Raw genomic sequence first — 14,032 nt, 5'->3', positions numbered from 1 at the left:
GACAAAACAACTTAATCAGGCGTTATACTTTTGTAAAGTAAGGCAGCGGGTATACCAAGTATTTATTAAAACAAAAACCTGATACCAACTACTTGCTACCTGATACTAAAAACATGTTCGAACCAAAAAAGAAGAAAAATTATACTAAAAAGGAAGCCCTGGTTAAAATAGCGGCTTATTGTGCTTACCAGGAACGCAACCACCAGGAAGTACGCAGTAAGCTTTTCAGTTACGGCCTCGATCCCGACGAAGTAGACGAGCTTATTATTCAGCTATCGGGCGAAAAACTGCTGGACGAAGAACGGTACGCCAAATCGTATGTACGGGGCAAATATAGCCTGAAGCGGTGGGGCCGCCGCAAAATATTGCAAGGTTTAAAAGCTCAGGGCATTTCGGATTATTGTGTGAAGCAGGGCCTAAAAGAAATTGACCCGGAGGTTTACGAAGAAAACTTGAAATATTTACTCGAAAAAAAGGCCCGTACCGAAAAAGAAAAGAACCCGATGCTCCGCAAACAAAAGCTTTCTTATTACCTGATGAGCAAAGGCTACGAAAACGATTTAATTCAGGACGCTATAAAGGGCCAAAGTGATTAAACCAGTGTTTTCTTTTACATAAGTTAGGCTCAATTAAGAATGAAAATAGGAGAAAAAGAATATAAGGATATAACCTCAGACTGTTGGTTAGTTTTTCCTAGTAGCACTTTGACCATAAACGTTTGGACAGAAGCACCTAATACCTATTTAATAACAGAACCAATTTATTTAAAAGAACTAGAATCACTTTTAGAATCTAATTTCCTGGCAGATTTTGAAATCAAAGAAATTGAAAATATTGACTCTACTCTCCTTGAAAACGACATACCATTAGAAATATTTAACCAAGTTATCCAATTCAACGAGCCTAATCTATTCAGATTAAAAAGGGTCCAAATACAGGGAAATACATTAGATGAAACAATAATACAAGTGGATACTGAAACCACTTTTGAGGGTTTCGAAATCTGGAAAATGGACGATTATAAATTTTACTGGAACAAGATAGAAAGTAGTTTAAAAACCATAGCGGTTAAATTTTCAACTATCGATGATGTAGAAAACAACTTAATCAGAATAAAACTAAGGTCAAACAACTAAAGCTCATTTAGGCGTGCCTTAATCGTGGTACAATAAAATTTATCTTTTTGGTGGTAAAACCGGGTTTTCGGTTTTCCGGTTTGGTACAAGCACTACGGTTTTACCGGTCATTCCTTCCAGCATGGGCTTTAATATTTTATCGGCGTTGCGGGCGGTTTCTTCCAATATTCCGGCGTTTAAAGCCGATTGCCGCACATTTTTTTCGGCGTACTTGTAAGCTTCATCTACCAGCGTCGCATCCTGAAAATAAGTATATTCCATCGCAAATATTTTAGACTTCTCGTGGTCTACTTTAAAATAGCAGATTTCCGGGGCCGGTAATTTAATCGTAATGGTAGAGTCGTTGGTAAACTGAATATCCTGGCGGGAAATCTGGCTCATATCAATGCAGCCAACTGCTTCGCCGGCCACAATTAGCACGCTCCGCGAGTTTGGCAGCCACCGCGACAACTCTTTTTTGTATTCTACCACGTCTTTAAAATTGTACCGCACCAGTTCCATTTTACCTAAGCCTTCGATTTTATTCAGCACCGTACTATGGGTTACCTGCACCGTTTCTTCGGGCTTACCCAGCAAGGTATCTTTGCAACTGCGCCAGATAAATAAAGCAGCCAGCAATACGATTAAATAAGGTAATATTTTGCGAAGCAAATAAACGAGGAAAGACATGTTGGTTAAGGATTTCGGGGTATATACGCAATAACCGAACCAATCAGTTAAGTAAGCCTGAGGCCCAGCCGTTCTTCCAGGCCGGCCAGGCCTTGTAAACCCCCGGTGTGGATAGCCAATATAGCAGTACCCGGTTTAAAATATTCCTGCCGGATTAAATCGTACAGGCCGTACAGCATTTTACCGGTGTAAATGGGTTCTAACTGCACCTGATGCTGCTGCTTAAAATATTGGATAAAACTGATTAATTCGGGTTTAATTTTAGCGTAGCCCCCAAAGTGATATTGGGTTTGCAATTCCCAATTATGGTAGTGCTGCCCGCCGTAACTAAATATTAGTTGTGAAATATCTTCCTGCAAAAACGCGCCTCCTTTTAAAGCCGGGAACCCAATAATTTCCTTCTCTCCGGCTAAACCGGCTATTAGGCCCGCCAACGTACCGCCCGTGCCGGCGGCACAAATAATATAATCATAGTCTACTGCTATATCCTGCAATATTTCGGTGCAACCTTTCAGGGCTAATAAATTGGTACCGCCTTCCGGAAGCAAATAAGCGGATGGATATTTATGTTGCAGCTCTTCTAAAAAGTTAGCAGTATTTTTTAGGCGGTACGTTTCGCGGTCGAGGTAATGTAGTTGCATGCCACAACTAATGGCAAAAGTTAGGGTGGGATTTAAGGCTTGGTGTGCTTCGCCGCGAATGTAACCGACAGTACGGAAATTATATTCCTTACCGGCGGCCGCTACCGCCGCAATGTGGTTGGAGTAAGCGCCGCCAAAGGTTACCAACGTATCTTTCTTCTGTTCCCGGGCTGCCTGTAAATTATATTTAAGCTTCCGCCATTTATTACCCGATATGGTTGGATGTAATAAATCTTCCCGCTTTAAATATACCTGCACGCCTTTCGTTGCAAAAAGTGGGTCGTGCAGGAGCTGAACCGGGGCTGATTCTTTCATGAAGTTCGGGACTGGGAATAAAAAGAGCGGTGGATTACCCGCCGCTCTTAACTAAATATTGAAAGCATTATTTGTTAACCAGCTCAGCCTGTACTTTTTTCGGTTCGGTCCGGAAAGCATAAAATATACCCCCGAAAACGATTAGCAACATCAAAATAGAGGAAACTAGCGAAACCGTATTACCTAAGGTGTATTCTTTCGGCTCGAACTTAAACTCGATGGTATGCTGACCGGCTGGTACCTGCATGCCCCGTAAAATGTAATTTACCCGAATGTGCTCTACCGGTTTACCGCTCAGGTAAGCATTCCAGCCATCTTTGTAATAAATTTCGGAGAATACTAAGAAACCATCTTGGGCCGCGTTAACCTGATATTTTAAATAATTAGGTTCGTAAGCTGTTAGTTTTGCCGTAGAACCTTCGTTTTTAAATTCTTTTTGTTTTATCGGGAATTTAGTTACATCTACTACCGCTTCGTTTACTGGCGTCAGGTTCGTGAGCGCGGCCAACTCCTCGTCGGGGCTGTTAACGGGCATTAAGTGCTGCACAAACCAGGCGTTGCCCAGCGCCTGCGGGTTGCGTTGCACTGGGTTTTGCGGATCAGTAGTAATAATATAGCGGGTGTTCAGCATGTTCAGCACCTCAATATTATTCTGCGATATATGCTTTTCAATTACATCCTGGTAGCGCCGCAACTTGGCGCCGTGGTAACCGCCAATAGATTTGTGAAAGTAAGAAGTGCGGGCCTCGTTAAACGGATTAGACATATTAAAAACCCGGTAACTTAAATCTTTGTCCTGCAAAATGGCCTGGTCGGCGGGGGTTGGTTCAAAGTGCGTTTCAACCAACCGTTTCTGGAAATCACCGTTATCGAGGTAGCGTTTGTCAACGGTCCAAAGGTCGATTAAAATTAAAAAGCCAACAGCCAAAGTAGCCGAAGCCGCCGATAATTTTTGCTTTAAATAAAAATACAGGACGCCGGCAGCTAATAAAATAAATATTAAAGACCGGAAGGCATCGCCGCGCATCATGCTTTCGCGGTCGGCGCGCAACGCATCTACCGGCCATTGCATTTGCTGCAACTGCGCATCTACGCGGCCCGCAAAACTGGCCATACCGGCAAATAATGCCACGAGCAAGCAGATGCCACCCGTAATACCAGCCGCATACCATAATTTTTTCTGAATATTCTGTTGCTTGCTTCCGTTCTGTAATAACCGGTACAAAGCAAACATGGCCAGCAAAGGCATGGTTACCTGCGCAATTACCAGCGCCATCGATACCGCCCGGAATTTATTATACCCCGGAAAGTAATCGAACATAAAATAATTAAACGCTTCGAAGTTGCGGCCCCAGGCCAGCATAATAGAGAGGATGGTTGCTCCCAGCAGCCAGTAGCGCGTACGTTTCTCGACAATAAAAAGCCCCAGTACAAACAAAAAGCAAATAATAGCCCCTACGTAAACCGGGCCGCTGGTAGAAGGCTGGTCGCCCCAGTACAGCGGCAAAGCGCCCAGTAATTCCTGCATTTGCCCCGGTGGCACACCTAATTGGCTAAAAGCTTTAGCCGTTTGGGAATCCTCGTCGAGGCTGCCCTGGCTCGCACCACCGTAAAAGTTTGGAATGAGCAAGGTCATGGTTTCGCTTACGCCGTAGCTCCAGTCGAAAGCATACGTACGGTCCAGGCCGCCGGAGCTAACTTCGCCGGTAGTGCTGGGCTTTAATTCGGATTTGCCCCGGATAGAATATTTACCATACTCCATAGCCGTATATAAACGCCCGAAACTTACGCCGGCCGCAATAATGGCCGCTACACCCAATATTATTACCCGTTTAAAAAAGCTACCCAGCCATTTTTCGCGAATAGCAAATATTAATTGCACTATCCCAAATACCAGCACCAGCAGCAGCAGGTAATAAGTAATTTGCGGATGGTTGGCCCGGATGTGCATCGCCAGCCCAAAAGTAAACAAAGAAGTACCCAAAACCAGGTGCCGGGTGCCCGGTCGGAAAGCGTAAAACAAGCCCGCCAGGGCCAGCGGTATATAGGCAATAGCCAGCGATTTGGTATTATGCCCGGCTTCCAGAATAATGAGGTTATAAGAGGTAAAACTTAAAGCAATGGCCCCCACCAGCGACAACCAAATACTCATGCCCATGACTACAAATAAAATATAAGCACACAGCAAAGTCAGGAAAATATTGGCGGCCACGGCTGGTAAATTCAGCGTTATTGCTTTGTGAATATAAACCGTTAAGTCGCCGGGGAAAGCGGTGTTAATCAGGTAAGCCGGCATGCCCCCAAACATCGAATTGGTCCAGAGGGCCTCTTTACCGGTACGTTCGCGGTAATCTATAATTTCTTTGGCCATGCCTTTCGATTGCAGAATATCGTTCTGCACCAGGCTTTTGTCTTCGAATAAGATGGGCGAAACATAGGCCGCCGTTAAGGCTAAAAAGAAAAGGACCGCCAGTACATGGGGCAGCACGTGCGCCTTAAAATTAAATTTGGGCATGAAACAGGTTTGTTTTAATTCTTAAAAATTAATCCGGATTCTACTCCTGCTAGCCGCAGGCATAAAACCCGGATTAACTTAGGGTTAGGCAGGAAAGTTAGTTAATTATTTTACTTCTTCATAATCCACGTACTCGCCTCCGGGAAAGTCTTTGGCCTGGTTGGGTTGTGGCTGTTTCGGGATGTAATTCACTTTTACTTCGCCTTCAGGCTGGGGCTCATTTGCCGGCCGGAAGGCGTTGGGGTCGATATTGGTAAAACGTCCGTTTTGAATATTTTTTTTAATAAACGCTTTAATGGCCCAACGCAATAAAATCGGGAACACAAAGCGCATAAATAAATATATCAGAAATATGGTTATCAGAAATTTAGTCATCGGCAGAAAATTTAAAATAAAAGTCGCCCTGATGCGACATTAATACAACATTATTACAAGGCAATAACGTTTGATTTGGGGATAAAATATAAGTACCGTAACCAATTGCCGTTAATAAAGCTGCTACCTGCTGCCGGTTTTCGGTACCATTCAGTTCGGTTTGAATAATTGGTTTAAACTTGCGCAAGGTTTCCTGCATGTTCCGGAACACCTCAAACTCATAGCCTTCTACATCGCATTTAACAAAATCCAGCCGGTTCAGGTTTATAAATAACTCGTCTGGAATTTTCATTTCTACGTCGTAGGTGCGGGCGTAAGAATCTTTGGCCGAACTCATGATTTTGGTCATGCCGTGGTGCAAGAGGCCATCGCGTTCGGGTGTACCCATTTTAATGCGGGTATTTTGGCCGCCCAACGCATAAGGCCACATGGTTAAGTTAGAAACGCCGCTCAGCTTTACGTTCTGCTTCCAGATTTCCTGAAATACCGGAACCGGTTCTACGGCCAGCACTTTGCCCGCCGGGCCCACCAGCCGCGACAAAATAGTAGAATAATAGCCCAGGTTAGCGCCAATATCGATGCAGGTAAAACCCGGCTGAATTATTTTTTTGAGGAAGAATATTTCGGGATATTTTTTCTGCATCAGGCCGGCCCGCACCATCAGCAGGTATACCCGGCTCACCAGCCGGATGTAATTTTTAAAACCCAGGGTTTTAACTAAAAATTTGCGCAGTTCTTTCAAAGGCCGGTAATTGGTATGTTTTGATAACAGCACAAAGTTAATAATATTTAAATAAACCAAACTGCCCGTGCTAGCGACTGTTGTGCGGAGAGTTAGCGCAGCGCTCTCTGCACTTTTGGAAAGCCAATCTCTGATTGGCTTAATAAGTAAAGACGTATTCAGTTAACAAAAAGAGGTATCTAGTGGCAAGGCCGCTGACGCAGCCGTTATATTATATCAGAAAGTAACGCTGTAGAATATTTGCTATTTTCGGATTACGCCAATCAGGAGATTGGCTTTCCCAAAATGCGGAGAGCGCTGCGCTAACTCTCCGCATAACCAACAATATTTAAACAAACCGCCCGTGGTAACTCCTGTACTTTCGTTGGGGGACCACGGGCGGCAAAAATTAAAATAATTATTTACTATACACTCAGATACAAATTCCGCTCAGCGTAAACTTTGGTAAAATATTCATCTTCCAGGTTATCGATGAAGTAAATCGCTTCGCCGGTTGATTTCATTTCCGGGCCGAGCTCTTTGTTTACTTCCGGGAACTTGTGGTGCGAGAATACCGGTACTTTAATGGCAAAACCTTTTTTATAAGGTTTAAAATCAAAGTCTTTAATTTTCTTCTCGCCCAGCATTACCTTGGTGGCGTAATTAACATAAGGTTCCTGGTAGGCTTTGGCAATAAACGGCACCGTGCGGCTGGCGCGTGGATTAGCTTCTATAATATAAACCAAACCATCTTTTATCGCAAACTGAATATTTATTAAACCTACCGTTCTCAAGGCCAGGGCAATGGTTTTGGTATGCTCTTCTATCTGCCGGATGACATCTGCGCTTAAATCAAAGGGCGGAAGCACGGCGTAAGAATCGCCGGAGTGGATACCCGCCGGCTCAATGTGCTCCATGATACCAATAATGTAAACGTCTTCGCCGTCGCAAATGGCATCGGCTTCGGCTTCAATGGCGTGGTCGAGGAAGTGGTCGAGCAATACTTTATTGCCGGGGTTGTCTTTTACGATGTCTACTACCTGGGCTTCGAGTTCCTTTTCGTTGATTACGATTTTCATGCTCTGGCCACCCAATACGTAGCTAGGGCGTACCAATAGCGGGAACTTCAGGTCTTTGCAAACTTCTAAAGCCTCTTCGGCGCTGGTAACCGAGGCAAACGGCGGGTACGGAATATTATTATCGCGCAGCAAGCTAGAGAAAGCACCGCGGTCTTCGGCTAAATCTAAAGCTTCGAAACTGGTACCTAATATTTTAATGCCGTAGCGTTCCAGTTTCTCGGCCATTTTTAGGGCGGTCTGACCACCAAGCTGCACAATTACGCCTACTGGGTTTTCGTGCAGAATAATATCATAAACGTGCTCCCAGAATACCGGCTCAAAATACAGCTTATCCGAAATATCAAAATCGGTAGAAACCGTTTCGGGATTACAGTTAATCATGATAGTTTCGTAGCCGCACTCACGAGCCGCCAGTACACCGTGCACGCAGCTATAGTCGAACTCAATACCCTGACCAATGCGGTTCGGACCAGAGCCCAGCACTACTACCTTTTTGCGGTCCGAAACAGCAGATTCGTTTTCGCCTTCAAAAGTAGAGTAATAATAAGGTGTTTTGGCTTCGAACTCGGCGGCGCAGGTATCTACAAGTTTAAATACCCGGTGAATGCCCATTTCGGTACGCTTGCGGTGTACTTCGCTTTCTTTGCAACCAAAGAGGTAAGCAATCTGGCGGTCGGCGTAGCCCTGTTGCTTAGCCCGGCGCAGAATATCTACCGGCACGGTTTCTAAAGAGTAGCTACGCAGCGTTTTCTCCGTGTCGTTCAACTCTTCTATCTGATGCAGGAACCAAGGGTCTATTTTGGTTATTTTCTGGATGGTAGAAGTAGGAATACCAAAGCGCATGGCATCTTTAATAGAGAACAAACGGTTCCAGCTCGCATTTGTCAGGCTGTCGATGAGCTGGTCGTAGTTGGTCATTTCTTTGCCGTCGGCGCCAATACCGTTGCGCTTAATTTCCAAACTCTGACAAGCCTTTTGCAGCGCTTCCTGGAATGTGCGGCCAATACCCATTACCTCGCCAACCGATTTCATTTGCAGACCCAACTTTTTATCGGCACCCTTAAATTTATCGAAGTTCCAACGAGGAATTTTTACAATTACGTAATCCAGAGCCGGCTCAAAAAACGCCGAAGTGGTTTTGGTAATGGCATTTTTCAGCTCATCTAAATTATAACCAATGGCCAGTTTGGCGGCAATTTTAGCAATCGGGTAACCGGTAGCTTTGGAAGCCAACGCTGATGAGCGGCTTACGCGGGGGTTAATTTCAATCGCAATAATATCGTCGTTTTCCGGATTTACCGAAAACTGTACGTTACAGCCGCCGGCAAACTGACCAATACCATTCATCATTTTAATGGCTAAGTCGCGCATTTGCTGGTAAATGGTATCGGGTAAAGTCATGGCCGGTGCCACTGTAATCGAGTCGCCGGTATGAATGCCCATCGGGTCGAAGTTCTCGATGGAGCAGATAATAATAATATTTTGGTTATTATCGCGGAGTAATTCCAGTTCGTATTCTTTCCAGCCCATAATGCTTTGCTCTACCAGTACTTCGTGCGTTGGCGAAGCGTGGAGGCCGCGGGTTAAGGCTTTATCAAAATCGGCGGGGTCATTCACAAAGCCGCCACCGGTACCACCCAAGGTAAACGAAGGCCGGATAACCAATGGGAAGCCAATTTCCTGGGCAATTTCTTTTCCTTCTAAAAACGAAGTAGCGGTGTAGCCTTTACACACATTTACACCCAGTTCCAACATTTTTAACCGGAATTTCTCACGGTCTTCGGTGGTTTCGATGGCTTTAATATCTACCCCAATAATGCGCACCCCGTATTTTTTCCAGACACCGGCTTTATCGCACTCAATGGCCAGGTTCAGGGCCGTTTGGCCACCCATGGTTGGCAATACCGCATCAATCTTGTGTTTTTCCAGAATCTCGATGATGTATTTTTTCTCCAGCGGCTTCAGGTACACGTTATCAGCGGTAACACTGTCGGTCATGATGGTAGCCGGATTGGAGTTAATAAGGGTAACTTCTATCCCTTCTTCGCGCAAAGAGCGGGCGGCCTGGGTGCCGGAGTAATCAAATTCGGCGGCCTGACCAATAATGATGGGGCCACTACCAATAATTAAAACGGATTTTATACTGTTGTCTCTGGGCATGCTAGCTGTATGAATAAATTGCGCAAAGGTAGGCAAAAAGTTAAAAGTTTATAATTTAAAGTTGAGAGTTTTGATATTTTCCTAATTACCGGACACGCTTTATCCGACTTAAAACAAAAATTTCTGTTTATAAATAATCAATCAGGAATATAAACTTGGTTATAACCTAATCTGGTACGCTACAAAAAACGGGCTTTTAAACCAGGAGTAGGCATTAAACAGCTTTCGCGCTGCCCCAGCCAACGGTAGCGGTTGCGGGCTACAAAATTATACCCCCAATCCCGGAAAAAGACGGGCAGTATAATTGCCAGGTACAACAGCGGCCACGCCCCCGATAAGTGCCGTAGGATGCGCAGGGCAGCAGTAGAGCGGTGATAAAGTTTATTATTTTCGATTAGAATTACGGTATCGAGGTTGTAGACACCGGGTTGAAATTTTTGGAGCAATTGCCGACCAGTTTCGGATTGCAACGCCGCAAACTTAAACCGGCCGGCCGGATCGTGGCTGATAACAAACTGCACAAAACCATTACATAAATTACAAACCCCATCAAAAAGTATTACTGCCGATTTAGATTTCATGCATAAAAATTATTTTAAATATTTTTTACGCATAAGTACTTCACATGTTTTTAACGCTTGGTTTTATAAGTATCAAGGCTAGAAGTTAAGTTTTAAAAGCAAATATTCGCGCGTTAAGCCATCCGTATAAATACTTAAAAAAATACAGTAAAATCCAGATCTTTAACATCGCCCAGAGAAAATTTTACAAGAAGTTTAACCTTTATTTATATATGTGTCGTATTAAGGTCAATTAATTATCATAGGGGTAATTAAATAATACAAAACAGAAACAAAATTAACTATGAAAAAAAGGAATCTTATAATCGCAGCAGCCTGTATGATGGGCTCTTTCATGTTTGCCTGTTCCTCTACTAATACCGGAGCAGACACCACCGAAGGAACAACCTCTGGCACAATGGATGGCACTACCAGCGGTACAACATCTGGCACTACTGATGGTACTACTACCGGTAGCACTACAACCGGAACTACTGCTGGCACTACCAGCGGCACCACCGATGGCACCACTACCGGCGGAACAACAACCGGAACCACCTCTGGTACAACTTCCGGAACCACTACTACTGGCACTACATCAGGTACAACTTCAGGTACAACCACTACCGGCACTACCGCAGGTGGTACTACCACCGGTACAACTTCTGGCACTACTAGTGGTACAACTACCACCGGTACAACCTCTGGCACTACCAGTGGTACCACAACCGGAACTACTGCTGGCACTACCGCCGGAAGCACTACTGGTCGTTAGGCCAATATAGAAACTTACATTTTCATTAATGCAAAAAGGCAATTTTCTCTAAAGGATCTTGCCTTTTTGTTTTTCTTTCCCGTAGTTTATAAATACCTGATTGTGTGTTAGATGAAGTACCTGTTACTATATTTTAAAAAAATATTTACCATTGATTTGCGGGCGCTGGCCTTTATGCGAATCTGGATTGCAGGCATTATTTTAACGGATCTGGCTATCCGGGCTTCCGACCTGGAAGCCCATTATTCTAACATGGGAGTTTTACCTTTGCATGTTATGTTCCAGCACACCTGGGACCCGTTTTACTTTTCGTTTCATACGCTTAGTGGTTTGTGGCAGGTACAGGCCTTGCTGTTTTTGCTGGCCGCAGTAGTTGCTTTTTGTTTATTATTGGGTTATAAAACCCGGGCGGCTACTATTATTTCGTGGGTACTGCTGGTATCGCTGCACAATCGCAACACGCTTATTTCGCAGGGCGGCGACGATTTATTGCGCATGCTCTTGTTCTGGGCTATTTTTTTGCCCTGGGGTAAATATTATTCCGTAGATGCTATCCGGAGCAAAGAAAATGCCCCGCGACCTGCCCCTTATGTAAGTGTAGCTACAGCGGCATACATATTGCAGGTTTGCTTCATGTATATTTTTACCGCCTTAATTAAAACCAGCCCCGAGTGGCGCACCGAAGGCACGGCGCTTTATTATGCCCTCAGCCTGGATCAGGTTTTAATGCCAATGGGTAATTTAATTTATCCTTACCCGCTTTTACTTAAATACCTCACCCATATTACTTTCTATACTGAGTTATTGCTGCCCTTGATTTTGCTTATTCCGGTGTATACCACCTTTTTCCGGCTGGTGTTTGTGGGGGTGCTGGCTTCTTTCCACGTAGGCATTAGCTTAACGCTTTTTGTGGGGCTGTTTTATCTCATAAATTTTGCTTCGCTGGCGGGCATGTTACCGGCCAAAGCCATGGACTGGATAGATACTAAAGTTTTGCCGCTTTACAGCCGCATTTACCTGCGCCTTAAACAAATGCATATACATCTCCGCAATCCGGTACCGGTTGCGGTAGAAGTAAAATTTAACCGTCCTTCCTGGTTCTCTAACTCCCGGCAACTAATATTACGGGAGACAACCGTATTGCTCTTTTTGGCTTATATACTCTGGTGGAACCTGGATGTAACGGTTTTTAAAGGCAATGCTATGTCGCCGGGGAACCGCTGGGTGGGCACTTTCCTGCGCATCGACCAATATTGGGGTATGTTTGCGCCGGCCGTTTTTAAAGACGATGGCTGGTATATTTTAGAAGGCACCACTACCCAAAACCGGTTAGTAGATTTAAACCAAAAAGGTCGCGAAGCTAATTACGCCAAGCCGCCGTCGGTAATGGCGTTGTTTAAAAATGATAGGTGGCGAAAATATTCAGAAAATTATTTATTTGTGCACAACAGTTTTATGCGCCCTTATTACTGCAATTATATGTTGCGCATCTGGAACGAAAACCACCCCGGTGAGCCGGTTACCAACCTGGAAGTAATATACATGAAAGAAGTTACCTTACCCGATTACCAGGTTTCGCCGCCCACCCGTGAGGTGTTGTGTAGCTGTGGGGTAAATCCTTAGCTGGCAATATTTTAGGGCACCAGAATAGTTTTTACTTTCAGGCCGGCCTCCAGCGTTTTTTGTACCGGGCACCGGGCCGAAATATCTTCCAGGCGCTGGCGCTGTTCCGGCGTTAAAGGCCCTTGCAAATAAAGCTTTTTGGTAACCTGGTTAATTTTAGTATCTTCTTTTTCGCAGCCAACACAATCATCGGCATAAACACGTTCGTGCTTCAGGCGTACTTCGGCCCGCTCTAAAGGCCATTTTTTACGTTGCGCATACATGTGCAGCGTAATTACGGTACAAGCTCCCAAAGCGCCCAGAATATGATCGTAAGGGTCGGGGCCGGTTTTGCTGCCGCTCACCAAACCCGATTCATCAATAATTATTTCTTGTTCCTCGGCCCGGATAGTAGCTACCAAACCGGTTGCCGCTTCGGCACTTACTACTACTTCATTTATTCCTTCTTGCATGTACCTGCTAACTACAATTTAAATAAAAATAACCTTCTTTACACCAAAAAGTTATACGCAATTAGTCGTGGAATATATACCACAAGCTAATTTTTTTGCGTTTAAAAGAATATTCTAAACCTGTTCCGCTTAAATTCAGCTTTTCCCCTACTAAATAATTCCTTACTTTTATATCTGACCTGGTAAAATTGTTGAACTTTAGTACTTATTTATGAAGGCCATCTTTCTTCTTTCTTCTATTTTATTATTTTCTGCGGGCGTTGTTTTTGCCCAGGCACCTGCCCAAAAAGCTACCGCTGCCCAGCCTAAAAACAACACCTTACAACAGCAATTTAATTCGTTAAAATACCTTTCTTCTACCCACAAAGAATTTAACCAAGACTACAAAGTAGTTAAGCTCAACCGTTTAGATGGTTTCTGGCGAAACGTTGCCGATACCTTAAAGGCCCGGGAAATAAAATTAAAAAATGCCCGCAAAGACATAGAAAAGGAATTGTTGCAAGCCAAGCAAAGCCTGCAAGACCAGGAGAAACAACTGCAAATTTTAAAGCAGGAAAATGCCCAAAAAGAACTGGCTGTGCAGCAAAGTGCGCACAACGTAGCCAATATTTCTTTTTTAGGCCTGGATATGAACAAAATTACCTTTGTAATATTAAGCTGGGGCATTATTGCATTTTTGCTGATAGGCTTGGGAATTTTGTTTTACCTGTATAAAAACAGCAAGTATGTTGCCGACGAAAAAGTAAGATCTTACAACGACATAGAGCAGGAATTTAAAAATCATAAACAAACCGCCCGCGATAAAGAGCTGAAAATTAAAAGAGAACTGCAAACCGAAATAAACCGGGTAGAAGAATTAAAGCAGGAAATTGCTTTACTCAGAAAGCAGACGCAACTTTAAGTTAGCCTTTACCTAGCTGTAGAGTACTGATAGCTAATTGCCGCAACGGCCTGATGCTGTTTTAATAACCTGGTTCAAGCGCATGCTCACACCTTAGCGGCTTATTTAAG

13 protein-coding genes are annotated in these 14,032 nt (G+C 44.1%); 5 read left to right on the top strand and 8 right to left on the bottom strand.

The window, feature by feature from the left end; translation table 11 throughout:
• The first annotated feature begins 113 nt into the window (after nucleotides 1–113).
• Together F0145_RS15350 and F0145_RS15345 are read left to right on the top strand one after the other, a co-directional pair.
• Nucleotides 114–596 (top strand): regulatory protein RecX, encoded by a 483-nt coding sequence (locus F0145_RS15350; RefSeq protein ID WP_150089462.1) that lies wholly within the window; start codon nucleotides 114–116, stop codon nucleotides 594–596.
• A 39-nt stretch (nucleotides 597–635) separates the two neighbouring features.
• Nucleotides 636–1,136 (top strand): hypothetical protein, encoded by a 501-nt coding sequence (locus F0145_RS15345; RefSeq protein WP_150089460.1) that lies wholly within the window; start codon nucleotides 636–638, stop codon nucleotides 1,134–1,136.
• 39 nt (nucleotides 1,137–1,175) lie between these two features.
• Here F0145_RS15345 and F0145_RS15340 read toward each other — a convergent pair whose 3' ends face one another.
• The 7 genes from F0145_RS15340 to F0145_RS15310 all read right to left on the bottom strand — a co-directional run bounded on the left by F0145_RS15340 (nucleotide 1,176) and on the right by F0145_RS15310 (nucleotide 10,192).
• On the bottom strand, nucleotides 1,176–1,805 hold the full coding sequence (locus tag F0145_RS15340; protein ID WP_150089457.1) for a DUF4230 domain-containing protein: 630 nt from the start codon (nucleotides 1,803–1,805) through the stop codon (nucleotides 1,176–1,178).
• 47 nt (nucleotides 1,806–1,852) lie between these two features.
• Complete coding sequence (locus F0145_RS15335; protein WP_150089455.1) at nucleotides 1,853–2,761, bottom strand: 1-aminocyclopropane-1-carboxylate deaminase/D-cysteine desulfhydrase; 909 nt, start codon at nucleotides 2,759–2,761, stop codon at nucleotides 1,853–1,855.
• Between the two features lie 67 nt (nucleotides 2,762–2,828).
• Nucleotides 2,829–5,276, bottom strand: coding sequence for a YfhO family protein (locus tag F0145_RS15330; RefSeq protein WP_150089453.1), 2,448 nt, complete (start codon nucleotides 5,274–5,276; stop codon nucleotides 2,829–2,831).
• A 105-nt stretch (nucleotides 5,277–5,381) separates the two neighbouring features.
• Nucleotides 5,382–5,651: a DUF4834 family protein gene (locus F0145_RS15325; RefSeq protein WP_150089451.1), complete on the bottom strand. Its 270-nt coding sequence runs from the start codon at nucleotides 5,649–5,651 to the stop codon at nucleotides 5,382–5,384.
• Entirely contained in the window at nucleotides 5,644–6,426 is a 783-nt protein-coding gene (locus F0145_RS15320) for an FkbM family methyltransferase (RefSeq protein WP_150089449.1), read from the bottom strand. The genes F0145_RS15325 and F0145_RS15320 overlap by 8 nt, the downstream gene beginning before the upstream one ends.
• Before the next feature lie 371 nt (nucleotides 6,427–6,797).
• Nucleotides 6,798–9,611 (bottom strand): carbamoyl-phosphate synthase large subunit, encoded by a 2,814-nt coding sequence (gene carB, locus F0145_RS15315; protein WP_150089447.1) that lies wholly within the window; start codon nucleotides 9,609–9,611, stop codon nucleotides 6,798–6,800.
• Nucleotides 9,612–9,790: 179 nt separating this feature from the next.
• A complete protein-coding gene (locus F0145_RS15310; RefSeq protein WP_150089445.1) occupies nucleotides 9,791–10,192 on the bottom strand; it encodes a thiol-disulfide oxidoreductase DCC family protein in 402 nt (133 codons plus the stop codon).
• 283 nt (nucleotides 10,193–10,475) lie between these two features.
• Here F0145_RS15310 and F0145_RS15305 point away from each other — a divergent pair, with 283 nt between their 5' ends.
• Nucleotides 10,476–10,946 (top strand): hypothetical protein, encoded by a 471-nt coding sequence (locus tag F0145_RS15305; RefSeq protein WP_190277564.1) that lies wholly within the window; start codon nucleotides 10,476–10,478, stop codon nucleotides 10,944–10,946.
• 111 nt (nucleotides 10,947–11,057) lie between these two features.
• The gene (locus tag F0145_RS15300; protein WP_223816104.1) at nucleotides 11,058–12,569 is read left to right on the top strand and encodes an HTTM domain-containing protein; all 1,512 of its coding nucleotides are present in this window, start codon (nucleotides 11,058–11,060) and stop codon (nucleotides 12,567–12,569) included.
• 11 nt (nucleotides 12,570–12,580) lie between these two features.
• Here the strand turns inward: F0145_RS15300 and F0145_RS15295 are convergent, their stop codons facing one another.
• The gene (locus F0145_RS15295; RefSeq protein ID WP_150089443.1) at nucleotides 12,581–13,021 is read right to left on the bottom strand and encodes an OsmC family protein; all 441 of its coding nucleotides are present in this window, start codon (nucleotides 13,019–13,021) and stop codon (nucleotides 12,581–12,583) included.
• Between the two features lie 211 nt (nucleotides 13,022–13,232).
• Between F0145_RS15295 and F0145_RS15290 the strand changes: the two genes are divergently transcribed.
• On the top strand, nucleotides 13,233–13,922 hold the full coding sequence (locus tag F0145_RS15290) for a hypothetical protein (RefSeq protein WP_150089441.1): 690 nt from the start codon (nucleotides 13,233–13,235) through the stop codon (nucleotides 13,920–13,922).
• Nucleotides 13,923–14,032: the final 110 nt, after the last annotated feature.

The sequence above is a fragment of the Adhaeribacter rhizoryzae genome, from assembly GCF_008629685.1.
In the GTDB taxonomy this organism is placed as follows: Bacteria; Bacteroidota; Bacteroidia; order Cytophagales; family Hymenobacteraceae; genus Adhaeribacter; species Adhaeribacter rhizoryzae.
This window is presented reverse-complemented; position numbering and strand designations above follow the sequence as displayed.